Here is a 25,373-nt window from a genome sequence, read left to right on the forward strand (position 1 = left end):
CCGGCTCAGCGCGCCGACGACCCCGAGGCGCCCAGCGCGAGCGGGGCGACGGCGGCGTGCGCGCGGCGCAGCCGCTCCCGGAACTCGGCCAGCTGGGGTCCGGTCATCGTGTTCTCGACGCGGCGTTCGAGGGCCGTGACGGCCGACGCGCACCGGGCCATCCGCTCCCGCCCCGCGTCGGTGAGGTGGACGAGCCGCACCCGGCGGTTGCGGGTGTCGCGGGAGCGCACGACGAGGCCGTTGCGCTCCAGCAGGAGCACCAGCTCGTGCATGGTCTGCGGGGTCACGAACGAACGCCGGGCCAGCTGCGCGGAGGACAGCCCGTCGCGGTGCGCGAGCACGGTGAGCGCCGTGTACTGCGGAGTGGTCAGGCCGTGCGGGCGCAGCGCGTCGTCGAGCACGGCGCGGATCGCGAGCTCCAGCTGCTTGACCAGGTACAGCGTCGACGGCGGTGAGCCCGTGGCCTCGGTGTCCACACGTGTGAGCCTAGGCCCGCGGACGCCCGGATGATCGCTGTCGCTAGCGTGCGCGCGGGCCGGGTCGCGCGCATGTCACCCGGCCGGGCGACGACGGGGGAGCAGGGTGCGGGTCGGTGCGTTCTTGCTGGCCCCGGGCTTCCCGGGACAGGACCACGCGACGGTCCTGGACACGACCGTCGCCGCCGCGGTGGCCGCCGAACAGGCCGGCTTCGACGACGTGTGGGTCGCCGAGCACCACTTCATGTCCTACGGGCTGTGCCCGTCCGCGGTGACCCTGGCCGGCTACCTGCTCGGGGCCACCCGGCGGATCGCGGTCGGCACCGCGGTCAGCGTGCTGTCCACCCAGCATCCGGTGGCGCTCGCCGAGCAGGCGCTGCTGCTCGACCAGGTCTCCGGCGGCCGGTTCCGGCTCGGCGTCGGCCGCGGTGGGCCCTGGGTCGACCTCGAGGTGTTCGGCACCGGTCTCGACCGCCAGCAGGACGGCTTCGCCGAATCCCTCGACCTGCTGCTCGCCGCGCTGACCGGGCCGACGGTCGCGGCCGACTCCGAGCGCTTCCGGTTCCGCGAGGTCGCGATGACGCCGTCCCCGCGCACCCGGCCGCACCCGCCGGCCGTGCTGGCGGTGACCTCCCGGGTAGGCCTGGAACTGGCGGCCGCGCGCGGGCTGCCGATGCTGCTGGGGATGCACGCCGACGACGCCGAGAAGGCCCGGTTCTGCGCGGAGTACCGGCAGGTCGCGGCAGCGACCGGGCGCACGGCGGAGCCGGCTCACCTGAGTACCCACCTGGCCTACGTCGCCGACACCCGGGCGGAGGCGCAGGCGACCGTGCGCGCGGCGCTCCCGCGGTGGCTGCGGCCCGGGCTGGCCGGCTACGTCCGCGTCGACGGCGCCGCGGGGGCCCCGCGCGATGCCGACGCCTACGCCGACCTGCTGTGCCGGTTGCACCCCGTCGGCTCGCCCGACGACGCCGTCACCCGGCTCACCGCCACGGTCGGGCGCACCGGCGTCGGGCATCTGCTGCTGATGGTCGAGGGCGCCGGTGATCGGGCCCGGACCTGCGAGAACATCGCCCGGCTCGGCGCCGAGGTGCTGCCCCGGTTGCGCGAAGGCAAGCGCCCGGTCATGCGCTGAGCAAACCCCTCCTCCCGGCACAGCCTGTCCACAGCCGGCGCACATCCGGTGTCGGCAATGTCGTCTTCGACGCGATATACGGCGACGAGGGGGAGGCGGCTGTGTCGGAACGTTCCGATGGACGACGAAAGATCGCGGTGATCACCGCGACCCTGGCCGGGGCCGGGATCCTGGGCTCGGCGGGGTTCGCGGGGCTCGCCGCGGCGGGTACGGGCTCATCGGACGCCGCAACCACGACCACGCCGTCCACGACGACGCCGTCCACGGGCTCGTCGTCGCCCGGCTCCGCGCCCACCGGCTCACCCGATGCCGCCACGAACAGCGACCCGGCCGGCAGCGGCGCCTGGACGCCGTCCGGAACGTCGGTGACCCACGGCCACCACTCCGGCGGCGGCGCGGCGACCTCGGGCGGCTCGTGATGCCGCTGCTGGAGACGCTGCCGGTCGGGCCGGACACCGCGCAGTGGCCGCTGTGGAGCACCACGGCCCGGATCGTCGTCACCGATCCGGGCGTGCTGGCCACGGCCCGCGCGGTCGTCGAGGCCCGGACCGCGGCCGTCGAGGAGGCGTGCAGCCGGTTCCGGGCCGACTCCGAGCTGTCCCGGCTGCCGGTCGACGGCCGGCCGGTGCGGATCGGCCCGCTGCTCGCCGAACTGGTCGCGGCCGCGCTGCTGGCGGCGCAGCGGACCGCGGGCGACGTCGACCCGACGCTGGGCCGGGCGCTGTCCGAACTCGGCTACGACCGGGACTTCGCGCTGATCCCGCCCCGTGCCGCCGTGCCGCCCGGACCGGTCGTCCGGGAGCCGGCGTGGCAGCGGATCCGGTTGCACGACGGGGCGCTGACGGTGCCCGCCGGGGTTCGGCTCGACCTCGGCGCCACCGCGAAGGCCTGGACGGCCGACCGGTGCGCCCGCGACGTCGTCGAGCACTGCGGCGGCGGCGCGCTCGTCGCCCTGGGCGGTGACATCGCGACCGCGGGCGAGGCCCCGGCCGGCGGCTGGCAGATCCGGGTCCAGGACCGCCCCGAGGACCCGGCAATCGTCGTGACGCTGGCCGCGGGTGGGGCCGTCGCCACGTCGAGCACGGTGAGCCGGGCCTGGACACGCGGCGGGCACCGGGTGCACCACGTGCTCGACCCGCGCACCGGCGCCTCGGCCGCCCCGGCCTGGCGCACGGTCACGGTCGCCGCCGGCAGTTGCCTGGAGGCCAACACGCTGACCACCGCGGCGGTCGTCCGCGGTCTGGACGCGCTGCCGTGGCTGCGCGGGCTCGGGGTCGCGGCCCGGCTGGTCGGCTCGGGCGCCAAGGTCGTCACCCTCGGTGGGTGGCCGGGGCAGGTGCGGTCGTGAACGCACTCTGGTACGTCGGCCGCGGCACCGGCCTGGTGTCGATCCTGCTGCTCACCCTGGTCGTCGCGCTGGGCGTGGCGAATCGCTGCGGGCGGCGGGTCCTCGGGCTGCCGCGGTTCGCGGTCGCCGCCGTGCACCGCAGCGCGAGCCTGCTCGGCGTGGTGTTCGTGGCGGTCCACGTGCTGACGCTGCTGCTCGACCCGGACGCCCGGCTGAGCGTGCTCGACCTGGTCCTGCCGTTCCACGCCGCGCTCTCGCCGTTCTGGTACGGCCTGGGCACCGTCGCGTTCGACCTGCTCGCCGCGCTGGTCGTCACCAGCCTGCTGCGGGCCCGGATCGGCCCACGGGTCTGGCGCGGCGTGCACTGGCTGGCCTACGCGTGCTGGCCGATCGCCCTCGGGCACGGTCTCGGCTCCGGCAGCGACGCCGGCTCCGGCTGGATGCTCGTCGTGGTCGGCGTCTGCGTGGCCGCGGTGCTCGGCGCCGTGGCCTGGCGGTTCTCGCCGCGGTTCGCCGAGGTCGACGACCGGCGCGCCGCCACGATCCCCCGACCGACGGCAGGTGCCCGATGACCGCAGTACTGGATCCCGCGGGCGCCGCCGCGATCGGCGGCCGCCGGTTGCTGGCCGCCGCCGAGGCCGACCTCGACGCCCACCTGCGGCGCAGCGGGCCGGTGCCCTGGCGGGGCGCGCCCGGTGCGCTGCTCGCCGAGCTGGAGGCGGCCGGGCTGACCGGCCGCGGTGGCGCCGGGTTCCCGGCGTGGCGCAAGCTGGCCGCGGTGGCGGAGGGCAAGGAGCCCGTCGTCGTCGCCAACGGCGCGGAGGGGGAGCCGGCGAGCGCCAAGGACCGGACACTGCTGCGCCGCGGCCCGCACCTCGTCCTGGACGGGCTGCAGCTCGCCGCCGAGGCCGCCGGCGCCGTCCGGGCCCACCTCTACGTCGCACCGGCGACGTTCGACACCGCCCTCGCCGCGCTGTCGCGACGGCGGGAAGCGGGGGTCGACCGGGTCGCCGTCGAGGTCGTCGAGGCGCCGGAGGCGTTCCTCTCCGGTGAGGAGTCCGCGGTCGTCGCCCGGCTGAGCGGGCGCGCGGCGCTGCCCGCCGACAAGGCCCGGCGCGTCGTCGAGTCCGGCGTGCGCGGACGGCCGACCGCGGTGCAGAACGTCGAGACGCTGGCCCACCTCGCGCTGATCGCCCGCTACGGCCCGGCCTGGTTCCGGGCCGCGGGCACCCCGGCCGAGCCGGGCACGATGCTGGTGACCCGCAGCGGGGCCGTCCCGGCGCCGGGGGTCGACGAGGTCGCGCACGGCACGCCGCTGCCCGCGGTGCTCGGCCACTACGGTGGGGTGACCGGCCCGGTGCTGGTGGGCGGGTACCACGGGGCGTGGCTGGCCCCGCACGAGGTCGCCGCGGCGCGCCTGTCCCGGGCCTGTCTGCAACGGTTCGGCGCGACCCCCGGGGCGGGGGTGCTGTTCGCCCTGCCGCCCGGACGCTGCGGCCTCGCCGAGACCGCGCGGATCACCGGGTACCTGGCAGCCCAGAGCGCCCGCCAGTGCGGGCCGTGCCGCAACGGACTGCCCCGGATGGCCGAGACGCTGAGCCGGCTGGCCGGGGGAGCGCGCGACCCGCGGCTCGTGGCGCAGGTGCACCGGATGACCGCGCTCGTCGCCGGCCGCGGCGCCTGCCACCACCCGGACGGCACGGCGGCGCTGGTCCGCTCCGCGTTGCGGGTGTTCGCCGGCGACGTCGACGCACACCTCGCGGGCCGCTGCCTCGCGCGACGCGCTGACCGGCGGGCGATGACGAGGGACACCGGAGGGACGAACCGATGACCGATCGGCTGCACATCGACTGGACCCGGTGCACGGGCCGCGCGCTCTGCGTCGAGCTGCTGCCCGAGTTGCTCGACCGCGACGAGTGGGGCTACCCGATGGCGCACCGGCCCGGATCGGCCGACGTCGCGGTGCCCCGCGAGCTGGCCGGGCACGCCCGCCGTGCGGTGCGGGACTGCCCGCGGCTCGCGCTGAGCCTGCTCCCCGATCACCGGTGAACATGATCGCCGGGCGTGAGCCGCCCTACACACGGCGTGCTGGGCTCGCGTTGCGGCACCTAGACTCGGCAGGATCTCGACCGGCGTGCGCAACGCCCTAGGGTCCCGCCCGCCCCGGGCGTGCGGCGATCAGCTCGTGCTCGGCAGTGCGGCCGTCAGGGCCGGTGAGGAGTCTGGATGAGTACCCCCCAGGTGGACACCGACGCGCTCGACCGCGGTGCTCCCGCCGAGCCCGACGAGCTGGTGCTCGCCGGCGAGTTCCCGGCGGCCACCCGCGAGGAGTGGGCGAAGCTCGTCGACGGCGTCGTGCGCAAGGCCGGCCGCATCCCGGAGGACGCCGCCGACGGCGCCGGGGTCGACGCGCTCACCTGGGCCACCCCGGACGGCATCCGGGTGCGGCCGCTCTACACCGCGGAGGACACCCCGACCGACGGCGCCGCCGCGCCCGGCGTGCCGGGCCGGGCCCCGTTCGTGCGCGGCGCCCGCGCCGCCGGTGTCGTCCCGCAGGGGTGGGACGTGCGGCAGCGCCACGCCGACCCCGATCCGGACGCCACCAAGACCGCGATCATGGCCGACCTGGAGAACGGCGTGACCTCGGTGTGGCTCGGGGTCGGGCCGAACGGGACCGCGGTCGCCGACCTGCCCGCCGTGCTCGCCGAGGTCTATCTCGACCTCGCCCCGGTGGTGCTCGACGCCGGCCCGGCCGCCGAGGAGGCCGCGGTCGCGTTCCTCGCGCTCGCCGACGACCGCGGCGTCGCCGCCGCCGACCTGGTCGGCACCCTGGGGCTCGACCCGATCGGGCTGCGGGCCCGCACCGGGGAGGGCCCGGACACCGACTCGGTGGTGCCGCTCGCCCGGCGGGTGGCCGAGCAGCACCCGAAACTGCGCGCGATCGTCGTCGACGCGCTGCCGGTGCACGAGGCCGGTGGCTCCGACGCCCAGGAGCTCGGCTTCTCGATCGCGGCCGGCCTGGCCTACCTGCGCGCGCTGAGGGCCGCGGGCCTGGACGTCGCCACCGCCGCGCGGCTGCTGGAGTTCCGCTACGCCGCCACCGGCGAGCAGTTCCCGACGATCGCCAAGCTGCGTGCCGCCCGCCGGCTGTGGTCGCGGGTCACCGAGGTCTGCGGCGCGGCGTCGGCGCAGCACCAGCACGCCGTCAGCTCCTCGGTGATGCAGAGCCGCCGCGACCCGTGGGTGAACCTGCTGCGCGGCACCGTGGCCGGGTTCGCCGCCGGGGTCGGTGGCGCCGACGCGGTCACCGTCGCGCCGTTCGACGCCGCGATCGGACAGGCCGAACCGTTCTCCCGCCGGATCGCCCGCAACACCCAGGCCCTGCTCATCCAGGAGTCACACCTCGCCCGGGTGATCGACCCGGCCGGTGGGTCCTGGTTCGTCGAGCACCTGACCGACGACCTCGCGCAGGCCGGCTGGGCGTTCTTCCAGGAGATCGAGGCCGCCGGTGGCGCGGTGGCGGCCCTGGACCGCGGCCTGATCGCGCAGCGGACCGCGGAGATCCGCGAGCAGCGCGTCGCCGCGGTCGCGAAGCGGCGCGTCCCGCTGACCGGGGTCAGCGAGTTCTCGAACCTCGACGAGGCGCCCGTCGAGCGCAGCCCGCACCCCGAGCGCCCACCGGGCGGTGGCCTGCCGGTGTTCCGGCTCGCCGAGCCGTTCGAGGCCTACCGCGACCGGTCCGACGCGCATCTGGAGTCGGCGGGTGCCCGGCCGACGGCGTTCCTGGCCACGCTGGGCCCGCTGGCCGCATACACCGCGCGGGCCGGGTTCGCCCGCAACCTGCTGCAGGCCGGCGGTATCGCCGCACCCGACGCAGGACCGACCGAGACCCCCGAGGACGTCGTGACGGCGTTCACCGAGGCCGGGACGCCGGTGGCGGTGCTGTGCTCCACCGACGTGCTCTACGCCGAGCGCGCCGAGGCCACCGCCGCCGCGCTGCGCGAGGCCGGCGCGCGGACGGTGCTGCTCGCCGGGAAACCAGCCGACCCACCGATCCCCGGGGTGGACGGCTACCTGTACGCCGGCTGCGACGCGCTGGCTGTGATCGACGACGTCTACGGCGCTCTGGAGGTGGCGAAGTGACGGATCTGCCCGACTTCACGAAGGTCGCGCTGAACACCGGCGACACCCCCGCCGGCGACGCGCAGGCCTGGGCCGAGGCGCTCGGCGGCGCCGAGGCACCGCAGACCTGGGAGTCCCCGGAGGGCATCGGGGTCCAGCCGCTGTACACCCCCGCGGACCTCGAGGGTCTCGACTTCCTCGGCACCTACCCGGGGATCACCCCGTACCTGCGCGGGCCGTACCCGACGATGTACGTCACCCAGCCCTGGACGGTCCGGCAGTACGCCGGGTTCTCCACCGCGCAGGAGTCCAACGCGTTCTACCGGCGCAACCTGGCCGCGGGGCAGAAGGGCCTGTCGATCGCGTTCGACCTGGCCACCCACCGGGGCTACGACTCCGACCACCCGCGGGTGGCCGGCGACGTCGGCATGGCGGGCGTGGCGATCGACTCGATCTACGACATGCGCCAGCTGTTCGACGGCATCCCGCTGGACCGGATGTCGGTGTCGATGACGATGAACGGTGCCGTGCTGCCGGTGCTGGCGCTCTACATCCTGGCGGCCGAGGAGCAGGGGGTGCCGCCGGAGAAGCTGACCGGGACCATCCAGAACGACATCCTCAAAGAGTTCATGGTCCGCAACACCTACATCTACCCGCCGCAGCCTTCGATGCAGATCATCTCCGACATCTTCCGCTACACGTCGGAGAAGATGCCGAAGTTCAACTCGATCTCCATCTCCGGCTACCACATCCAGGAGGCGGGGGCGACCAACGACCTCGAGCTCGCCTACACCCTCGCCGACGGCGTGGAGTACCTGCGGGCCGGGATCGACGCCGGGCTGGACATCGACCGGTTCGCCCCGCGGCTGTCGTTCTTCTGGGCGATCGGGATGAACTTCTTCATGGAGGTCGCCAAGATGCGGGCGGCCCGGCTGCTGTGGTCGAAGCTGGTGAACCAGTTCGAGCCGCGCAACGCCAAGTCGCTGTCGCTGCGCACGCACTCGCAGACCTCGGGCTGGTCGCTGACCGCGCAGGACGTCTACAACAACGTGATCCGCACCTGCATCGAGGCGATGGCCGCGACCCAGGGGCACACCCAGTCGCTGCACACCAACGCCCTCGACGAGGCGCTCGCGCTGCCGACGGACTTCTCGGCACGCATCGCCCGCAACACCCAGCTGCTGCTGCAGCAGGAGTCGGGCACCACCAAGGTCATCGACCCGTGGGGCGGCAGCTACTACGTCGAGAAGCTGACCAACGACCTGGCCCGGCGCGCCTGGGCGCACATCCAGGAGGTGGAGAAGGCCGGCGGCATGGCCCAGGCCATCGACGCCGGCATCCCGAAGCTGCGGGTGGAGGAGGCCGCGGCCCGCACCCAGGCCCGGATCGACTCCGGCCGCCAGCCGGTGATCGGGGTCAACAAGTACGTCGTCGCCGGCAGTGACGACACCGAGCAGATCGAGGTGCTCAAGGTCGACAACGCCGAGGTGCGGGCGCAGCAGCTGGAGAAGCTGGAGAGGCTGCGCTCGGAAAGGGATGCGCGCGACGTCGATTCGAAGCTCACCGCGCTGACCAACGCCGCGGCGGCCATCGCCGAGGGCTCGGCGCGCACGTCCGAGCAGAACCTGCTGGCCCTGTCGGTCGACGCCGCGCGGGCCAAGGCCACCGTCGGGGAGATCTCCGACGCGCTGGAGAAGGTCTTCGGGCGGCACTCCGGACAGATCAGGATCATCTCAGGCGTGTACTCCGAGGAGGCCGGCAAGAGCCCGGCCATCGCCCGTGCCCGTGAGCTGGTGGACGAGTTCGCGGCCGAGGAGGGGCGCCAGCCCCGCATCCTCGTCGCGAAGATGGGCCAGGACGGCCACGACCGCGGCCAGAAGGTCATCGCGACCGCGTTCGCCGACCTGGGCTTCGACGTCGACGTGGGTCCGCTGTTCCAGACCCCGGGCGAGGTTGCGCGGCAGGCCGTCGAGGCCGACGTGCACGTCGTCGGGGTCAACTCGCTGGCCGCCGGGCACCTCACCCTGGTCCCGGAGCTGCGCGAGGAGCTCGCCAAGCTGGACCGCTCCGACATCATGATCGTCGTCGGTGGCGTGATCCCGCCCGCGGACTACCCGGCGCTGCGTGAGGCCGGCGCGGCGGCGGTCTTCGGCCCCGGCACGGTCATCGCCGAGGCCGCGGTCGACCTCCTGGGCAAGCTCTCCGCCCAGCTGCAGCACGAGCACAGCGACGGCTGATGGCCCGCACGATCGACGTCCCGGCGCTGGCCAAGGGGGTCCTCGACGGGTCGCGGGCAACGCTCGCGCGGGCCATCACGCTCGTCGAGTCGAACCGGGCGGACCACCGGCAGGCGGCGCAGCAGCTGCTGATGGAGCTGCTGCCGCATGCCGGTGGCGCCCGGCGGGTCGGGATCAGCGGGGTGCCGGGTGTCGGGAAGTCGACGTTCATCGAGACCCTCGGCACCCGGCTGACCGGCGCCGGGCACCGGGTCGCGGTGCTCGCCGTCGACCCGTCGTCGACGCGCAGCAAGGGCTCGATCCTGGGCGACAAGACCCGGATGGCGAAGCTGTCCGCCGACGAGAACGCGTTCGTCCGGCCGTCGCCGAGCGCCGGGACGCTGGGCGGGGTGGCCCGGGCGACCCGGGAGACCATCGTGCTGATGGAGGCGGCGGGCTACGACGTGGTGCTCGTCGAGACGGTCGGGGTCGGGCAGTCCGAGGTCACCGTGGCCGGGATGGTCGACACGTTCCTGCTGCTGACGATCGCCCGCACCGGCGACTCGCTGCAGGGGATCAAGAAGGGCATCCTCGAGCTCGCCGACGTGGTCGCGGTGAACAAGGCCGACGGCCCGCACGAGCGCGACGCCAAGGCCGCGGCCCGCGAGCTGGCCGGCGCGTTGCGACTGATGCGACCGGCCAGCGAGTCGTGGCGGCCGCCGGTGCTGCCGTGCAGCGCGCAGACCGGCGCCGGGATGGACGAGGTCTGGGAACAGATCGAGAGGCACCGGGCGACGCTCGAGGCCAGCGGCGAGCTGGCCGGGCGGCGGGCCGACCAGCAGGTCGAGTGGATGTGGGCGATGGTCCGCGACCAGCTCATGGACCGGCTGCACCACGACCCGGGGGTCCGCGGGGCCCTGCCCGGGCTGGAGCGCGACGTCCGCAGCGGCGAGCTGACCCCGACGCTGGCCGCGCAGACCATCCTCGACACCCTCGGCTGACGCCCCGGTCGTGCGCGGTCAGTGGTGCCCGGGCACCGCTGACCGCGCACGGGCGCGCCAGCGCCGACTGCGGCGGGGGAGCATGCTGGGCGGATGGTCGATGGTGCGGCGGAGGCGGAGAACGGCCGGGCGCCGCCGACGCGGCCCCGGCCCGCGGACGCGCCCGCGTCCGCGGCCCGGGGGCTGCCGCGCGGGGTCCGCGAGCTCGCGGTGCGCACGGTCGTCAGCGCCTGGAACGACAACATCTTCAGCGAGGCGGCGGCCGCCGCGTTCTGGCAGACGCTCTCCCTGCCGCCGCTGCTGCTCGGGCTGCTCGGCAGCCTCGGCTACATCGGTGACTGGTTCGGACCGAACACCGCCGCGGTCGTGCAGGCGCGCATCGTGGCCGCGACCGGCGGGGTGTTCAGCCGCAACGCGGTGGACGAGATCATCGCGCCGACGGTCGCGCAGATCCTGTCCACCGGACGCAGCGAGCTGGTCTCGCTCGGTTTCATCATCTCGCTGTGGTCCGGATCCTCGGCGATCTCGTCGTTCGTCGACGCCATCACCCGCGCGCACTGCCAGTACGGCATCCGCAATCCGGTGTGGCAGCGGATCCTCGCCCTGATCATGTACATGGTCGGGCTGGTCGGTGGCATCATCGCGCTGCCGGTGCTCGCCCTGGGCCCCGACCGGCTGCCCGAGTTCCTGCCGCTGCCGTGGCGGCCCACGGCCGTCACGCTGATCAACTACCTGTACTACCCGGTGGTCGGGCTGATCCTCGTGCTCGCGCTGACCACGCTCTACTGGGTCGCGCTGCCGGCCAAACCGCCGTGGTACCGGGCGCTGCCGGGGGCGCTGCTGGCGGCGGTGGTGTTCCTGGTCGGGGCCACCGGACTGCGGGTCTACATCAATTGGCTGACCGGCACCGGCTACACCTACGGCGCGCTGGCCGCGCCGATCGCCTTCCTGCTGGCGACCTTCTTCATCGGGCTGGCCATCGTGCTCGGCGCGCACTTCAACGCGGCGATCCAGGCGCTGTGGCCGGCCCCGCTGCGGGACCGGCGGGGTGCGCCGGCCCGCCCGCGCCCGCCGCGGCCGGCGTCGCCCTGCGAGGCCGACCGCGCCCCCTGACCGGACGGGCTCGGCGTCCGTACCGCGGTGGCCGTACGCACAGCAGGTGCGCGCGGCCACCGGCGTCGGGGCGACGGTGTCACGCGTCCAGGCTCTTGCCTCGCGTCTCCACGAGCACCGCGGTGCACACGAAGCTGAACGCCGCGATCACCGCGAGCATCACCCCGATCGCGATGCCACCGAACGAGGCCGCCAGCGGCCCGGCCACCAGCGGCGGGATCGCGCCGCCGAGGATCCCGGCGAGGTTGTAGGCCAGTCCGGCCCCGGTGTACCGGTAGCGGGTCCGGAACAGCTCCGGCAGGAACGCGCCGAGCGGACCGTAGGAGATGCCGAAGATGATCAGGGTGATGGTCAGGCCGATGCCGAAGGCCGCGGCGGTGCCGATGTCCAGGATCGGGAACAGCACCAGCGCCCAGGGCACACCGACCGCGGTCGACAGCATGATCACCTTGCGCCGGCCGAACCGGTCGGAGTAGATCGACGCCAGCACGATGGCCGTCGCGAAGAACACCGAGGCGATCATGCCGAGGCCCAGCACCAGCGGCCGGGGCAGGTTCGCGCCGGTGGGGCTGGTGCCGTAGCTGGTCAGGTACGCGGTGCCCATGTAGAAGAACGCGAAGAACAGCGTGGACGACCCGGCGCCGAGCAGGATCTCCCGGGTCTGCCCCCGGAACGCCTCGACGAACGGGGCCCGCGTGGCCGGGGCCGTCGCGGCGGCCTTGCGGGCCTGCTCGAAGACCGGCGTCTCCTCGATCTTCAACCGCACGTACAGGCCGACACCGACCAGCAGGATGCTGAGGATGAACGGGATGCGCCACCCGTAGGTCAGGAAGGTCTCGTCGCCGTAGCCGAGGACCAGGCCGCTGACCAGGAACGTGCCGCTGGACAGGAAGAACGCGATCGCCGGGCCGAGCTGCGGGAACAGCGCGTACCTGCCGCGCTGGCCGGGTGGTGCGTACTCGGCGGTGAGCAGGGTCGCGCCGGCCCACTCACCACCGACCGCGAAGCCCTGCGCGAACCGGAGCAGGACGAGCAGGATCGGGGCGGCGACGCCGATGCTCGCCGCGCCGGGCAGCAGGCCGATCAGGACCGTCGCGATCCCCATCAGCAGCAGCGTCGAGATGAGCGTCCGCTTGCGGCCGATACGGTCGCCGAAGTGGCCGAACAGGATCGCGCCGACCGGCCGCGCGACGAACGCGACGGCGAAGGTGGCGAACGAGGCCACGGTCCCGGCCGCCGCACCGAGGGCGGGGAAGAAGACGGTCGGGAAGACGAGCGCGGCCGCCGTGCCGTAGATGAAGAAGTCGTAGAACTCGATCGTGGTGCCCATGCAACTCGCGATGGCGATGCGCTTCATCGGCACCGGGGGTGTGTCGACACCGCCCGCGGGCGGCGCGATGGGGGAGCGGACCGCGGGCGCGGTGGCTTCGTCCTGCGACATCAGACCTCAGACCTCCGGGGGATCTCCATTGACGTCCGGAGCCGGTCGGGCAGGTCCGCCGGCACACCGCAGCAGAACGCCCGCCGACGCGGATGCGGACAGAATGGAAACAACGGACGTAATCCGGTACCTCCGGATGGGGGTATGGACGGCCACAGATCGGCAACGGCCGGCCGATCCGTGACTCACAGTGACGCGACGAGTGTGTTGCGTCCCCTGCTCAGTACCCGGTCCGGTGGGCCGGCGCCGGGGCCGCGCTGTCGGACCCGGGCCGGGCGGCCGCGAGGTGCGTCGCCGCGGCCGCCCACAGCATCGACGCCTCGGACGGCCCGGCGCACCAGGTGAACCCGAGCCCGCGGAACCGGCGCACGTGCTCGGCGGAGGCGCTGTAGATCCCGACCGGCACGCCGTGCTCCCGGCACGGGTCGACGATCGCGCGCAGCAGCGCGTCGTACTCCGGGCCGCCGCCCTGAGCGCCGGTGGGCAGGCCCGCGCTGAGGGCCAGGTCGGACGGGCCGACGAACACCGCGTCGACGCCGTCCACATCGAGGATCGCGGGCAGCGCGGACACCGCCTGCATCGTCTCGATCATCACGATGCAGGCGGGGTCGGCGGCCGGGCCGGTGGCGTCGCGCCAGTTCACCCGGGTCGGGCCGAAGCTGCGGGCCCCGCGCGGCGGGTAGTGGCACGCGGCCACGGCCCGGCGCGCCTCGTCGGCGGAGTTCACCAGCGGCACGATCACGCCCGCCGCGCCGCGGTCGAGTGCCCGCGAGATCGGGGCCGGTTCGTTCCACGGCACCCGGACCAGCGCGGGGGTGGCGGTGGCGCTCAGCGCCTGCAGCATCGGCAGCAGCGCGTCGTCGCCGATCAGGCCGTGCTGGGTGTCGATGCAGACGAAGTCGAAACCGATCGCGCCGATCAGCTCGGCGGTCGCCGAGCCGGGCAGCTGCAACCAGCCTCCGACCAGGTCCTCGCCGAGTCGTGCCGCCACTGCGGGGTGCGTCGTGTCCACCCCCGCACCCTGCCCGATTCCCCGGGCCCGATCCACCGCTGTGGCGTGCGCCGCCGCGCGGCCCGCCGCGCGCCTCCCGGATCCGGGCCCGGCACGTCATTAGGGTCGAGCGCCGATCGGTGGGCGTGGGAGAGGACGGCGCAGGGTGCTCGGGATCAGTCATGCCCTTTCCGGGGCGGCCGTCGGTCTGGCCGTCGCCGGCTTCGGCTCGCACCTGATAGCGGTCCCGGCCACGGCGGGCAGTGTCCTGACGTTCGCCGCGGTGTGCGCGGGGGCCGCGCTGCTGCCCGACCTGGACCACCCGAGCTCGACCGCGACCCGGCGCTTCTCCTGGGCGTCGGTCGTGGCCAGCCGCGTGGTGCGGCCGTTCTCGGCGCTGCTCTACCGGCTCACCCGGGACTCGCGTGACACCGGCCGCGGCACCCACCGCGGGATCACGCACACCGCGTTGTTCGCCGTGCTCATCGGGGTGCTGATCAACCTGGGGTCCGCGCGATGGGGCGCGCCGGTGGTGCTCGGCACGCTGTTCGTCTGCCTGGCGCTGGCGATCAAAGGACTGGACGCGCTGGTGCCCGGACCGCCGTCGCTGGTCATCGCTGCAGGCCTGACCTACGCCGCCGACCAGTGGGTCCCCGGCGGGACCGCGGGGACCGCAGGCTGGCTGGGTGCGGCCGTCGCGCTGGGGATGCTGGTGCACGCCCTGGGCGACGCGGTGACGGAGTCAGGGGTCCCGCTGCTGTGGCCGCTGCCGATCCGGCGCCGCCGCTGGTATCCGATCGGCAGCCCGCGGGCGTTGCGGTTCCGCGCCGGGGGCCCGGTCGAGACGGTGGTGGTGGGGCCCCTGCTGACGGTGGCGACGCTGGCGCTCGCGGTGCTGGTCGTGCCGGGCGTGCTGCCCTTCGCGCTGGCGATGCGCGACCACGTCGAACGGTTGCTGACCAGCGGCTGAGCCCGGTCCCGCAGGGCGCAGGACCGACCCGTGAGGCCCAGCCGGGCGGGCCCGGTTGGCCTTGCGAGGCGGAGGACGGGAGCGCGGTGCGGCGGCACCGTTGCCTTCGGGTCGGGGTGCCGACCGGCGCCCCGTGTCCGGCGCCCCGGCCCCCGCCCGTGCGCGGGGCGATGCACCATGATGCCGACGTGAGCGAGAGCAACGACACGTCCGGCAGGTTCCTGCGCAGGCGGCCGGTGATCGGGATCCTGCATCCCGGCGCGATGGGTGCGGCGATCGGATCGGCGTGCAAGCCCGTCGCCGGCGCGGTCATCTGGGCGGCTGCGGGCCGCTCCCAGGCCACGTCCAAGCGCGCCGAGCTGGCCGATCTCATCGGGGTCCCGGACGTGGCCGAGCTGGCCCGGCGCTCCGACGTGATCATCTCGATCTGCCCGCCGCACGCGGCCCGCGAGGTCGCCGAACAGGTCGCCGCGGCGGTCGCCGGCCGCTCCGACCCGCCGATCTTCGTCGACGCCAACGCGGTCTCCCCGGCCACGGTGTCGGGCATCGGGAATCTGCTGGGCGCCGACGTCGTCGTCGACGGCGCCGTGATCGGCCCGCCGGCGTGGGAGCCCGGGCGCACCGTGCTGTGGCTGTCGGGCCGGGCCGCCGGCGCTGTCGCCGAGCTGTTCGCCGGCTCCCCGTTCGACGCCCGGGTGCTCGGCCCGGAACTGGGCACGGCGAGCGCGCTGAAGGTCTGCTTCGCGCTGCAGAGCAAGGCGCTGCCGGCGATCTGGCTCGAGCTCGACGCCGCCGCTCGCGGGTTCGGTGTGGCGGACGCGCTGCGCGGCGAGCTGGCGCGCACCGGCGTCGATCTCGCGGCGGAGCTGGGCCGGGTGGCACACCAGGCGGGATCGAAGGCCTGGCGGTGGGCGGGGGAGATGGAGCAGGCCGCCGACGCGGTCGGCGCGCTCGGCCTGCCCGACGGCTTCTCCCGGGCTGCGGCCGAGATCTACCGCCGGGCCGCGGACGGCACCCTGCCCTGACCGGCGTCGGCGCCCGGGCCCGGGACGCAGGCCGCCGCCGCACCCCGGGGTGACGGCGGAGGCCGGGGCGGGTGGGGTCAGCGGGGCAGCGCGCCCAGCGCGACAGTGGTGCCGGCGTCGTCCCAGCCCCGGTTCGCGGCCTCCGGTTGCGGCGCGGCGCTCTGTCCCCCGGCCGCCGGCGCCGCTGCCGGCGGCACCGCCGTGAGCAACGCCCCGATCAGGACGGCGGCCGGCATCAGACGGGTGTGGTTCATGACGGACTCCTCACGTGTCGTGACCAGGATGGTGACCAACCCCAGGTTGCCCAGAGTGGCCGCGAAGGGTTCTCGGAGTCGCGTGTGGCACTCGGAAGTCACCCGAAGGTGTCGTCGCCGGTGTCGTCATCCGCCGAGCGTGTCGGCCAGGTCCCGCGCCGTCACACGGTCCGGGCGCGACCGGACCGGGTCACCCGGTCGGGCCGAAGCGTTCCACCCGGATCCCCTGCGCCGGCACCCCGAGGCCGATCAGCAGATCGGTCGCGGTGTCGCAGAACGCGGGGGAGCCGCAGACGTAGGTGGTGTCCCCGGGGCGTCGCAGGGGGGCCAGGTCATCGGCGATGAGCCGGCCGGGCGCTCGGGTCGCCCCCGGCGGACTCTCCCGGGTGTAGACGACCGTGGTCTGCGGGCCGGGCAGTTCGTCGGCGTAGTACAGGTCGGCGGGCCGGCGCGCGGAGACGACGAGCCGGACCAGATCGGCGCGGTCCTCCAGACGGGCCTGGCGCAGCATCGCCATCAGCGGCACGACGCCGGAGCCGCCGCCCACGAGCAGCACCGGGGTGTCCCCGCCCCAGACGAACCAGCCCCCGATCGGCCCGCGCACCTCCAGTTCGTCGCCGGGCTCCACGACGTCGTGCACGAACTCCGAGACCTCCCCACCGGGCAGCCTCTCGATGGTCAGTTCGATCTCGCTGCCGCCGTCGGGCGGGCTCGCCACCGAGTACGACCGCGACGCCGTGTAGCCGTCGGGTGCGGTCAACCGCAGGATGTAGTGCTGGCCGGCGAGGTGGCCGGACGGGGCGTCGAGCCCCAGGCGCAGCGTCTTCGCGTTCGGGGTCTCGTCGCGGACGTCGAGGACCCGCGCGGTCCGCCATCCGGTGCGCATCGTCAGTCGCCCTGGTAGCGCTGTTCGAGCCACGGGTCGCCGCGGTCGTGGTAGCCGTTGCGCTCCCAGAACCCCGGCTCGTCGTGGTCGAGAACGCGCAACCCGGAGACCCACTTCGCGCTCTTCCAGAAGTACAGATGCGGCACCAGCAGCCGGGCGGGCCCGCCGTGCTCGGTGCTCAGCGGCCGGCCGTCGGCGTTCCAGACGACCCACGCCTTGCCTGCGGTGACGTCGGTGAGCGGCAGGTTGGTCGTGTAGCCGGTGTGGGACACGGCGAGCACGTGGGTTGCGCTCGGCAGCGGGCCGGCGGCGTCCAGCAGGGTGTCCACGGAGACGCCGTCGAAGGTCATCCCGAGCCGGGACCACGTCGTCACACAGTGGATGTCGCCGCTGTAGCGCGACGGCGGCAGCGCGCGGATCTCGTTCCAGGTCCAGCTGACCTCGCGTTCGACCAGGCCCTCGATGGTGAACGACCAGGCCGGCAGGTGCAGCCGCGGGGTCGGTTCGGCGTTGAGCACCGGCCACTCGGTCCCCGCGTCGTACTGGCCCGGGGGCAGCCGGGGGTCGCGTGCGGCTTTGCCGCGTCCGAGGAAGCCTCGGGTGATGCCGGCCATCGCGCCTCGCTTCCGGTCGGGTGCGTGTAGCTGTGCAAGCGCGACCCGGCCGCGGTTCATTCCGCGCGGCGGGTGCGGCGCAACCGGGCCAGGTCGTCCGCGGCGAGCGCGGTCCAGAACCGCAGCGCCGCGTACTCCATCTCCAGGCCGAGCTCCAGGGTGAGCATGCGCGGGCGGGCCTCGGGGGCGTCGCCGAAGCGTTCCTGCATCCCCTCGTAGACCGCGATCCGTTCCTCGTGCTGCTTGATCTGCTCGTGGGCCAGGCTGAGCACGTTGTTCGCGTCGCCGACCTCGTTGAAGAACAGCTTGAGCTCGGCGATGTCGCGCATCTCGAAGTGCTCGGGGGTTGGCGCGGCGAGCCATGCGCGCAGGGCCGTGCGCCCGGCGTCGGTCAGCGAGTACGTCTTGCGCCGCCGTCCGGTGTCCTCCACGGACAGCTCGAGCAACCCCAGGTCGGTGAGCCGGTCGGGCTCGGAGTAGAGCTGGGCGTGCGGGAAGTGCCAGAAGTAGCCGACGGAGTGTCCGACGGCGCGCTTGAGGTCGTACGGTGTCGACGGCCCGCGCAGCGCGATCATGCCCAGCACGACGTAGGACGTCGTGGACAGGCGGATCGGGGTCACAGCGCCGATAGTATCCGGGCCGGACCGTCCGAGAAAGACGGTCCGGCCGGATGTCCGGTCGATCGACGCCGACCGATCAGGCGGCGACCATGCCGTGCGGGTCGATGACGAACTTGCGGGCGGCTCCCCGGTCGAAGTCCTGGTAGCCCCGCGGCGCCTCGTCCAGCGAGATCTTCGTGGCGTTCACGGCCTTCGCGATCTGCGCCTGTCCGCCCAGGATCGCGTTCATCAGCTGCCGGTTGTAGCGCTTCACCGGGCACTGACCGGTGGTGAAGCTGTGCGACTTGGCCCAGCCCAGCCCGATCCGGATGCCCAGCTGGCCGATCTTGGCGTTCTCGTCGACCCCGCCCGGGTCCCCGGTGACGTAGAGCCCCGGGATCCCCAGCGACGCGCCGACCCGGGTCACCGACATGATGTCGTTGAGCACGGTCGCGGGCTGTTCCTGCGCGTCCTGCCCGTGTCCGCGGGCCTCGAAGCCGACCGCGTCGACCGCGGCGTCGACGACGGGCTCGCCGAGCACCTGGTCGATGAGCTCGCCCAACTCCGCGTCCTGACGCAGGTCGATCGGTTCGCAGCCGAAGCTGCGGGCCTGCTCGAGCCGCTCCGGGATCATGTCCCCGACCAGCACCGCCGAGGCGCCCAGCAGCTGCGCGGAGTGCGCGGCGGCCAGCCCCACCGGGCCGGCCCCGGCGACGTAGACCGTCGAACCGGTGCGGACGCCGGCGGTGTAGGCGCCGTGGTAACCGGTCGGGAAGATGTCCGAGAGCATCGTCAGGTCGAGGATCTTCTCCATCGCCTGGTCGCGGTCGGGGAACCTCAGCAGGTTGAAGTCCGCGAACGGGACCATCACGAACTCGGCCTGGCCGCCGACCCAGCCGCCCATGTCGACGTAGCCGTAGGCCGCGCCGGGCCGTGCCGGGTTGACGTTGAGACACACGCCGGTCTTGCCCTCGTTGCACATCCGGCAGCGGCCGCAGGCGATGTTGAACGGCACCGAGCAGATGTCGCCGCGCTTGACGAACAGCACGTCGTCACCGACCTCGACCACCTCGCCGGTGATCTCGTGACCGAGCGTCTGGCCCACCGGGGCGGTGGTCCGGCCGCGCACCATGTGCTGGTCGCTGCCGCAGATGTTCGTGGTGACGATGCGCAGGATGGCCGCGTGCGGGGCCTCCTGTTTGAGGCTGAGCCCCTTGACCACGTCGGGCGGCAGTTCCAGGCGGGGATACTCGATCTCCTCCACCGCTACCTGGCCTGGCCCCTTGTAGACGACGACCCTGTTGTCCGACATAGAGGTGTCCCTTCGTGTGTGCCGCCGGCGGGCGGACCGGGTCCCGGGACGGCGCCCGTTGCCCTGCCGGCGGGGCGCTCGCGCGGCGAGTCCGGCGAACAGGGTCGACGCTAGGGGCTGACGCCTGGACCGGCCAGGGCCGATCGTCGGTGATGTCGGATCCGGGAGGCCCTGGCCCGACCGTCAGTCCGCCGCGGCCGGTGCGGGCTCCGACACCACCAGGTAGACCAGCGCCGCGAGCGCACCGCCGATGATCGGCCCGACGCAGTACAGCGGGAACTCCCGCCACGGCACCGTGCCGCCGAACAGCGTCGCCACCAGGTACGGGCCGAAGGCCCGGGCGGGGTTCAGCGCCGCGCCGGTCAGCGGGGCGACCACGATGATCGCGCAGGCGACCGCGAGGCCGATCATCAGCCCGGCCCAACCGGCGGGTGCGCGGGCGTCCACGGCGAGCGCCATGACCGTGAGCACCAGCAGGAAGGTGGCCAGGACCTCGGCGAGCAGCCCCGACCAGATTCCCACGCCGTCGGCGAGGGTGGTGGCGCCGACGAGGCCGACATGCACCGAGCGCGGCCCGTACATCCCGACGATCAGCAGCGCGCCGACCGTCGCGCCGACGAGCTGGGCGACCACGTAGGGCACCACGTCGGCCCAGCTGAACCGGCGGGCCACCGCGAGGGCGATGGTGACCGCCGGGTTGATGTGCGCGCCGGACACCGTGCCGAAGGCGTAGACCGCGACGGCGATCGCGATGCCGAACGACAGGCCGACGAAACCGAGCCCGGCGAAGTCCATGCTCCCTGCGCCGACGGTCGCCGCGGCGACGGCGGACCCGGCCCCGAAGAGCACGAGCAGGGCGGTGCCGAGCAACTCGGCGACCAGGCGGCGGGGTAGTGCCCCCACGGCGTCTCACCTCCGCGGTCGTGTGAGCACGCGGCGCTCCCGGCGATCGGGCGCACGGCGTGCGACGGTCAGCGCGCAGGGGTGCCCGGGACCGGCGGAGTTAACCGCCGGGGTGAACGCGGGTGTGGCCGGGTCACTCCGGCTTGCCCCGGGACCATTCTGGCTGTACGGTCCGAACCAGATTATTGCCGTCTTCGTGATGTTGCTGGGGGTCCGATGGATCTGGCCACCGCCCTGACCTGGGCCGCCGAGCGTTACCCCGACCGGACCGCGGTCCGTGGCACCGGGCGTCACCTCAGCTACCGGGAGTGGGACGCTCGCACCAACCGGCTCGCCCGTGCCATGGCGAGCACGGGCATCCGGCCCGGTGACCGGGTCGCGCTCTGCATGGCCGGCGGCGAGCCACTGGCCAGCCTGCACCTGGCCGCACAGAAGCTGGGGGCGGTCTCGGTGCCGCTGTCCACCCGCTTCGGCGCCGAGGAACTGGGCTACTGCCTCGACAACGCGGCCGCGAAGCTGCTGGTGACCGACTCGACCACCGCCGAGCGGGCCGCGCAGGCCACGGCCGGCCTGGGTTCACTGGTGGTCCGCGGCGGCGGTGACCTCGACGCGCGGGCCGAGGGCGAGTCCGACGCGGCGATCCCGGACGTCCCCGCCGAGACCGACATCAGCGTGATGCTCTACACCTCCGGGACCACCGGGCGTCCCAAGGGTGTGCCGCGCACGCACCGCGCCGAGCACTCCGCCGCCGTCGCGCACGCGGTGCAGACCCAGCAGCGCAACGGCGAGGTCACCCTCGGTGTCATGCCCATGTTCCACACCATGGGCCTGCGCACGCTGCTGGCCAGCATCGTCGTCGGCGGGACCTGGGTCGCTCAGCCCGCGTTCGACGCCGACGAGTCGATGGGGCTGATCCTCGACCAGGGCGTGTCCTCGCTCTACCTGGTGCCGACGATCTACTGGTCGCTGCTGCGCACCGGACGCCTGGGCGAGGCCCGCACGCTCGACCGGCTCGCCTACGCCGGCGCCGCCATGACCCCGTCGCTGGCCGAGCAGCTCGTCGAGGCGGTGTCCCCGCGGGCGTTCGTCAACCACTTCGGCAGCACCGAGATCTACACCTTCACCATCGGCCCGGACGTCGCGGCGAAGCCCGGATCCGCCGGCCGGGCCGGCATCTTCTCCCGGGTGCGGCTGGTCGCCCCGCAGATCGGCGCCCCGCCGGACGCGATCGTCGCGCCGGGCGAGCAGGGCCAGGTCATCGTGTCGATGGACAGCCCGGAGGCGTTCGCCGGGTACTGGGAACGTCCGGACGCGAACGAGAAGTCGATTCGCGACGGCTGGTACTACACCGGTGACCTCGCCACGGCCGACGAGGACGGGGACCTGTGGGTCGCCGGCCGCGTCGACGACATGATCAACTCGGGTGGGGAGAACATCTACCCCGACGAGATCGAGGCCGCGCTGATCCGCTGCCCGGCGATCGACGACGTGTGCGTGGTCGGGCTTCCCGACGAGCGCTGGGGCCACGCGGTCACCGCGTTCGTCGTTCCGGCGAAGGGCATCGACCCGCTGACGGCGGCCGAGCAGGCCGTCGCCTTCGCCCGCGACGGCTCCGGGCTGCCCTCGCTGAAGCGGCCCAAGCGGGTGATCGCCGTCGATTCCATCCCCCGCTCCGGGGTGGGCAAGACCTTGCGCCGCACGCTCGTGGCCGGGGAGTTCGACGCGCTGGCCGACAGTGCGAAGGCAGGTGAGGCATGAGCGGGAAGTGGACCCCGAGCCGGATCGAGGACGGCCCGCTGGTCACCGGCCGCGGCCGGTTCCTCGACGACATGGACCCGCTGCCGGGCACCCTCGTCGCCGCGGTCGTGCGCTCCACACAGCCGCACGCCCGGATCAAGGGCGTGGACCTGTCCCGGGCCCGCGCGTTCCCCGGGGTGGCCGCGGTGATCGGACCGGACGAGGTGCTGGCCGCACTCAAGCCGTTCCCGCTGTCCACCGGCGCCAAGATGGAGTACTACCCGACGGGCACCGACAAGGTGCGCTTCGTCGGTGAGCCGGTCGCGGTGGTCGTGGCCACCGACCGGTACACGGCCGAGGACGCCGCCGAGCTCGTGGCGATCGACTACGAGCCGCTCGACGCCGTCGTCGGTGCCCGGGCGGCGCTGGCCCCCGACGCGCCCCGGCTGCACGACAAGGCCGACTCCAACGTCGCCACCGACCGCACGTTCTGCTTCGGCGAGGTCGACAAGGCCTTCGCCGAGGCGGTCCACGTGGTGGAGGGCGAGTACGACTTCCCGCGCTACTCCTCGGTGCCGATGGAGTGCTACAGCGTCATCGCCGACTGGCGCGAGGGCGCCGACGGTCCGTCGGTGGAGACCTGGGCCAACTTCCACGGCCCGTTCACGATGGTTCCGGTGATGGCCGGTGCGCTCGGCATCCCCACCTCGAAGGTGCGGCTGCACGTGCCCGCCGACATCGGCGGCAGCTTCGGCATCAAGGCCGGGATCTACCCCTACGTGGTGTTGATGGCGCTGGCCAGCAAGCACTCCGGGACGCCGGTGCGCTGGACCGAGGACCGCATCGAGCACCTGCTGGCGAGCTCCACGGGCGCGGACCGGGTCATGACGTTCGCCGCGGCGGTCGACGCCGACGGGATCATCACGGCGCTCAAGGCCGACCTGGTCGACAACGTCGGCGCCTACATGCGCCCGCCCGAGCCGTCGACGCTGTACCGCTGCTACGGCAACCTCACCGGCCCGTACAAGATCGGCGCCGTCGAGATCCGCGCCCGCGCCGTCGTCACCAACGAGATGCCGACCGGCCTCAACCGCGGATTCGGCGGCCAGCAGCTCTACTTCGGCCTCGAGCGGCTGATGGACGCCGTCGCCGCGGCCACCGGCCGGGACGTGGTCGAGGTCCGGCGCAAGAACCTGATCACCACGTTCCCGTACGAGACCCCGACCGGCGGTGTCTACGACTCCGGCGACTACCAGGCCGCGGTCGACCTCGCGGTCAAGAACGCCGACCTCGACGAGCTGCGCCGCCGCCAGGAGGCCGCCCGCGCCGAGGGCGCCTACTACGGCATCGGCGTCGGGCTCGTCGTCGACCCGTCCGGCACCAACATCGGCTACGTGGGCCTGGCGACCCCGTCCGAGCAGCGCAAGCCCGGCCGCGACAAGTCCGGTTCCACCGAGCACGTCCGCATCTCGGTGGACATGCAGGGCCTGGTCACGGTGATGCTGGGCAGCGTCCCCCAGGGCCAGGGCCACGCCACGGTGGCCCGGCAGATCGCCGCGGACCGCCTCGGTCTGCCGGTCGAGGCGGTCCGTGTCGTCATCGACATGGACACCGCGACGACGCCGTGGACGGTCACCTCCGGCAGCTACTCCTCACGCTTCGCCCCGCTGGTGACCAGTGCGGTCGTGCAGGCAGCCGACCGGATCGCGCACACCGTGCGCGCCGCCGCCTCGGTGATGCTGGACCTGCCGCCCGAGGAGCTCGAGCTCGCCGACGGCACCGTCCGGCACCGCGACGACCCGTCGCGCGCCGTGCAGTTCCGGCACGCGGCCGGCGTCGTGCACTGGGACCCGGGCGTGCTGCCCGAGGGCACCTCGGCCCGGCTGTACGAGGAGGCCGCGTTCACCCCGCGCGAGGTCAGGGCGGCCACCAAGGACGACCGGATCAACTCCTCGCTGTGCTACGGCTTCGTCGCCGAGCTGGTCGCGGTCAAGATCGACCCGGACACCCTGGAGATCTCGATCGACCGGGTCTCCTCGGTGCACGACGCCGGCACCGTGCTCAACCAGCAGCTGCTCGACGGGCAGGTCTACGGTGCCCTCGCGCACGCCCTGGGCGGCGCGATGTACGAGGAGTTCACCTACGCCGAGTCGGGCCAGCCGACCTCCGGCACGTTCCTGGACTACCTGTGCCCGACGAGTGCGGAGACCGGCTACGAGCTGCGTTCCGACCACGTCGTCTCGCCGTCGCCACTCACCCCGCTCGGGGCGAAGGGCTCCGGCGAGGGTTCCTCGATGAGCTTCCCGGTCGCGCTGGCCAACGCCGTCGCGGACGCGCTGCGCCCGTCCGGGGTGGAGATCACGAAGCTCCCCCTGCACGGCGAGGTTCTGCACCAATTGCTTTCCTCCGAGAAGAACACTGAGAAGGAGTTGTCCTGACATGGCGCTGACCGGCGGCGACGTCATTCTGGAGCGCGGGCACGACGGGAAGGTCGCGTACCTGACCCTGTCCCACGGCAGGTTCACGGTCGTCACCTGGGAGATGCGGCAGCTCGTCGCGGACCGTTTCGCGGAGATCGACGCCGACTCCGACATCCGGGTCGTCGTCGTCCGCAGCGACGGCGAGCACTTCACCTCCGGCGGCGACATCGCCGGGTTCATGGAGGTCGACCCGATCGACTTCACCGACCTCGGGCACAACGTCACCGCGCCGGCGCGCAGCGCCAAGCCGGTGATCGCCGCGATCGACGGCTACTGCTTCGGTGTCGGGCTGGAGATGGTGCTGTCCTGCGACATCCGGCTGGCCACCCCGCGCAGCGAGTTCGCGCTGCCGGAGATGAACCTCGGCATGATCCCCGGCTCCGGTGGCACCCAGCGGCTGTCGCGGCTGATCGGGCTGTCCCGGGCGAAGTTCCACATCATGACCGCCACCCGGATCAAGGCGCAGCAGGCGCTGGACTGGGGCCTGGTCGCCGGGCTGTACGACGACCGCGACGCGCTCTACGCGGCGACCGAGGAGCTGGCCGTGAAGATGACCCGCTTCTCCCCGGCGGCGCAGCGCACGGCCAAGGAGGTGCTCGACAAGGGCATCGACGGCCCGCTCTACACCGGCATCGACCTGGAGCGCAAGGCCTACGCCATGCTGCGCTCGACGCACGACTTCGCCGAGGGCGTCAAGGCGTTCGGCGAGAAGCGCAAGCCCGAGTTCACGGGACGCTGAGATGAAGGCTC

Annotated in this window: 24 protein-coding genes; 15 read left to right on the forward strand and 9 right to left on the reverse strand. The window is 73.7% G+C overall.

Annotation, left to right across the window (positions count from 1 at the left end; all coding sequences use genetic code 11):
* Positions 1–5: 5 nt before the first annotated feature.
* On the reverse strand, positions 6–476 hold the full coding sequence (locus HF526_RS10250; protein WP_169381131.1) for a MarR family transcriptional regulator: 471 nt from the start codon (positions 474–476) through the stop codon (positions 6–8).
* Positions 477–582: 106 nt separating this feature from the next.
* On the opposite strand from HF526_RS10250, the gene HF526_RS10255 reads away from it, so the two are divergent.
* The 10 genes from HF526_RS10255 to HF526_RS10300 all read left to right on the forward strand — a co-directional run bounded on the left by HF526_RS10255 (position 583) and on the right by HF526_RS10300 (position 11,411).
* On the forward strand, positions 583–1,611 hold the full coding sequence (locus tag HF526_RS10255; RefSeq protein ID WP_169381132.1) for an LLM class flavin-dependent oxidoreductase: 1,029 nt from the start codon (positions 583–585) through the stop codon (positions 1,609–1,611).
* Between the two features lie 101 nt (positions 1,612–1,712).
* Positions 1,713–2,030, forward strand: coding sequence for a hypothetical protein (locus HF526_RS10260; RefSeq protein WP_169381133.1), 318 nt, complete (start codon positions 1,713–1,715; stop codon positions 2,028–2,030).
* On the forward strand, positions 2,030–2,959 hold the full coding sequence (locus HF526_RS10265) for an FAD:protein FMN transferase (protein WP_169381134.1): 930 nt from the start codon (positions 2,030–2,032) through the stop codon (positions 2,957–2,959). The genes HF526_RS10260 and HF526_RS10265 overlap by 1 nt, the downstream gene beginning before the upstream one ends.
* Entirely contained in the window at positions 2,956–3,531 is a 576-nt protein-coding gene (locus HF526_RS10270; protein ID WP_169381135.1) for a ferric reductase-like transmembrane domain-containing protein, read from the forward strand. The genes HF526_RS10265 and HF526_RS10270 overlap by 4 nt, the downstream gene beginning before the upstream one ends.
* Positions 3,528–4,790 carry an NADH-ubiquinone oxidoreductase-F iron-sulfur binding region domain-containing protein gene (locus HF526_RS36280; protein ID WP_169381136.1) on the forward strand — a complete coding sequence of 421 codons (1,263 nt, stop codon included), beginning with the start codon at positions 3,528–3,530 and terminating at the stop codon, positions 4,788–4,790. Before HF526_RS10270 ends, HF526_RS36280 begins: the two co-directional genes overlap by 4 nt.
* On the forward strand, positions 4,787–5,008 hold the full coding sequence (locus HF526_RS10280) for a ferredoxin (protein ID WP_169381137.1): 222 nt from the start codon (positions 4,787–4,789) through the stop codon (positions 5,006–5,008). The genes HF526_RS36280 and HF526_RS10280 overlap by 4 nt, the downstream gene beginning before the upstream one ends.
* A gap of 177 nt (positions 5,009–5,185) precedes the next feature.
* Positions 5,186–7,102: a methylmalonyl-CoA mutase family protein gene (locus tag HF526_RS10285; protein WP_169381138.1), complete on the forward strand. Its 1,917-nt coding sequence runs from the start codon at positions 5,186–5,188 to the stop codon at positions 7,100–7,102.
* Positions 7,099–9,318 carry a methylmalonyl-CoA mutase gene (gene scpA, locus HF526_RS10290; RefSeq protein WP_169381139.1) on the forward strand — a complete coding sequence of 740 codons (2,220 nt, stop codon included), beginning with the start codon at positions 7,099–7,101 and terminating at the stop codon, positions 9,316–9,318. The genes HF526_RS10285 and scpA overlap by 4 nt, the downstream gene beginning before the upstream one ends.
* The gene (gene meaB, locus HF526_RS10295) at positions 9,318–10,298 is read left to right on the forward strand and encodes a methylmalonyl Co-A mutase-associated GTPase MeaB (protein ID WP_169381140.1); all 981 of its coding nucleotides are present in this window, start codon (positions 9,318–9,320) and stop codon (positions 10,296–10,298) included. Before scpA ends, meaB begins: the two co-directional genes overlap by 1 nt.
* Positions 10,299–10,391: 93 nt before the next feature.
* Positions 10,392–11,411 (forward strand): YihY/virulence factor BrkB family protein, encoded by a 1,020-nt coding sequence (locus tag HF526_RS10300; protein WP_169381141.1) that lies wholly within the window; start codon positions 10,392–10,394, stop codon positions 11,409–11,411.
* Positions 11,412–11,490: 79 nt separating this feature from the next.
* Here HF526_RS10300 and HF526_RS10305 read toward each other — a convergent pair whose 3' ends face one another.
* Positions 11,491–12,852 (reverse strand): MFS transporter, encoded by a 1,362-nt coding sequence (locus HF526_RS10305; RefSeq protein ID WP_169381142.1) that lies wholly within the window; start codon positions 12,850–12,852, stop codon positions 11,491–11,493.
* Between the two features lie 220 nt (positions 12,853–13,072).
* Positions 13,073–13,864, reverse strand: a complete 792-nt coding sequence (locus HF526_RS10310) for an aldolase/citrate lyase family protein (protein ID WP_169381143.1) — start codon at positions 13,862–13,864, stop codon at positions 13,073–13,075.
* Between the two features lie 145 nt (positions 13,865–14,009).
* Between HF526_RS10310 and HF526_RS10315 the strand changes: the two genes are divergently transcribed.
* Both HF526_RS10315 and HF526_RS10320 read left to right on the forward strand, forming a co-directional pair.
* Entirely contained in the window at positions 14,010–14,813 is an 804-nt protein-coding gene (locus tag HF526_RS10315) for a metal-dependent hydrolase (protein ID WP_169381144.1), read from the forward strand.
* Between the two features lie 188 nt (positions 14,814–15,001).
* Positions 15,002–15,838, forward strand: coding sequence for a DUF1932 domain-containing protein (locus tag HF526_RS10320; RefSeq protein WP_338051396.1), 837 nt, complete (start codon positions 15,002–15,004; stop codon positions 15,836–15,838).
* A gap of 77 nt (positions 15,839–15,915) precedes the next feature.
* Here HF526_RS10320 and HF526_RS10325 read toward each other — a convergent pair whose 3' ends face one another.
* From HF526_RS10325 to HF526_RS10350, 6 genes are all read right to left on the reverse strand, one after another.
* The gene (locus HF526_RS10325; protein ID WP_169381146.1) at positions 15,916–16,092 is read right to left on the reverse strand and encodes a hypothetical protein; all 177 of its coding nucleotides are present in this window, start codon (positions 16,090–16,092) and stop codon (positions 15,916–15,918) included.
* A 190-nt stretch (positions 16,093–16,282) separates the two neighbouring features.
* Complete coding sequence (locus HF526_RS10330; RefSeq protein WP_169381147.1) at positions 16,283–16,978, reverse strand: ferredoxin reductase; 696 nt, start codon at positions 16,976–16,978, stop codon at positions 16,283–16,285.
* Between the two features lie 2 nt (positions 16,979–16,980).
* The gene (locus HF526_RS10335; protein WP_169381148.1) at positions 16,981–17,592 is read right to left on the reverse strand and encodes a sulfite oxidase-like oxidoreductase; all 612 of its coding nucleotides are present in this window, start codon (positions 17,590–17,592) and stop codon (positions 16,981–16,983) included.
* A gap of 56 nt (positions 17,593–17,648) precedes the next feature.
* Positions 17,649–18,212: a PadR family transcriptional regulator gene (locus HF526_RS10340; RefSeq protein ID WP_338051397.1), complete on the reverse strand. Its 564-nt coding sequence runs from the start codon at positions 18,210–18,212 to the stop codon at positions 17,649–17,651.
* A gap of 76 nt (positions 18,213–18,288) precedes the next feature.
* The gene (gene fdhA / locus HF526_RS10345; protein WP_169381149.1) at positions 18,289–19,503 is read right to left on the reverse strand and encodes a formaldehyde dehydrogenase, glutathione-independent; all 1,215 of its coding nucleotides are present in this window, start codon (positions 19,501–19,503) and stop codon (positions 18,289–18,291) included.
* Between the two features lie 183 nt (positions 19,504–19,686).
* Positions 19,687–20,406, reverse strand: coding sequence for an MIP family channel protein (locus HF526_RS10350; RefSeq protein ID WP_169381150.1), 720 nt, complete (start codon positions 20,404–20,406; stop codon positions 19,687–19,689).
* A gap of 216 nt (positions 20,407–20,622) precedes the next feature.
* Here HF526_RS10350 and HF526_RS10355 point away from each other — a divergent pair, with 216 nt between their 5' ends.
* Genes HF526_RS10355 through HF526_RS10365 form a run of 3 tightly spaced genes read left to right on the forward strand, consistent with a single transcriptional unit; the run spans position 20,623 to position 25,362 of the window.
* The gene (locus HF526_RS10355) at positions 20,623–22,164 is read left to right on the forward strand and encodes a class I adenylate-forming enzyme family protein (protein WP_169381151.1); all 1,542 of its coding nucleotides are present in this window, start codon (positions 20,623–20,625) and stop codon (positions 22,162–22,164) included.
* Positions 22,161–24,581, forward strand: a complete 2,421-nt coding sequence (locus HF526_RS10360; protein ID WP_169381152.1) for a xanthine dehydrogenase family protein molybdopterin-binding subunit — start codon at positions 22,161–22,163, stop codon at positions 24,579–24,581. Before HF526_RS10355 ends, HF526_RS10360 begins: the two co-directional genes overlap by 4 nt.
* 1 nt (position 24,582) lies before the next feature.
* A complete protein-coding gene (locus HF526_RS10365; RefSeq protein ID WP_169381153.1) occupies positions 24,583–25,362 on the forward strand; it encodes an enoyl-CoA hydratase/isomerase family protein in 780 nt (259 codons plus the stop codon).
* Positions 25,363–25,373 lie beyond the last annotated feature (11 nt).

The organism is Pseudonocardia acidicola (assembly GCF_012911935.1).
Lineage (GTDB): Bacteria > Actinomycetota > Actinomycetes > Mycobacteriales > Pseudonocardiaceae > Pseudonocardia > Pseudonocardia acidicola.

Bases quoted from the DNA above. Each gene is read 5' to 3' on its own strand.
- HF526_RS10265 (WP_169381134.1), top strand. From the start codon at position 2,030: ATGCCGCTGCTGGAGACGCTGCCGGTCGGGCCGGACACCGCGCAGTGG.
- HF526_RS36280 (WP_169381136.1), top strand. From the start codon at position 3,528: ATGACCGCAGTACTGGATCCCGCGGGCGCCGCCGCGATCGGCGGCCGC.
- HF526_RS10280 (WP_169381137.1), top strand. From the start codon at position 4,787: ATGACCGATCGGCTGCACATCGACTGGACCCGGTGCACGGGCCGCGCG.
- HF526_RS10285 (WP_169381138.1), top strand. From the start codon at position 5,186: ATGAGTACCCCCCAGGTGGACACCGACGCGCTCGACCGCGGTGCTCCC.
- meaB (WP_169381140.1), top strand. From the start codon at position 9,318: ATGGCCCGCACGATCGACGTCCCGGCGCTGGCCAAGGGGGTCCTCGAC.
- HF526_RS10300 (WP_169381141.1), top strand. From the start codon at position 10,392: ATGGTCGATGGTGCGGCGGAGGCGGAGAACGGCCGGGCGCCGCCGACG.
- HF526_RS10305 (WP_169381142.1), bottom strand. From the start codon at position 12,852: ATGTCGCAGGACGAAGCCACCGCGCCCGCGGTCCGCTCCCCCATCGCG.
- HF526_RS10325 (WP_169381146.1), bottom strand. From the start codon at position 16,092: ATGAACCACACCCGTCTGATGCCGGCCGCCGTCCTGATCGGGGCGTTG.
- HF526_RS10330 (WP_169381147.1), bottom strand. From the start codon at position 16,978: ATGCGCACCGGATGGCGGACCGCGCGGGTCCTCGACGTCCGCGACGAG.
- HF526_RS10335 (WP_169381148.1), bottom strand. From the start codon at position 17,592: ATGGCCGGCATCACCCGAGGCTTCCTCGGACGCGGCAAAGCCGCACGC.
- fdhA (WP_169381149.1), bottom strand. From the start codon at position 19,503: ATGTCGGACAACAGGGTCGTCGTCTACAAGGGGCCAGGCCAGGTAGCG.
- HF526_RS10355 (WP_169381151.1), top strand. From the start codon at position 20,623: ATGGATCTGGCCACCGCCCTGACCTGGGCCGCCGAGCGTTACCCCGAC.
- HF526_RS10360 (WP_169381152.1), top strand. From the start codon at position 22,161: ATGAGCGGGAAGTGGACCCCGAGCCGGATCGAGGACGGCCCGCTGGTC.
- HF526_RS10365 (WP_169381153.1), top strand. From the start codon at position 24,583: ATGGCGCTGACCGGCGGCGACGTCATTCTGGAGCGCGGGCACGACGGG.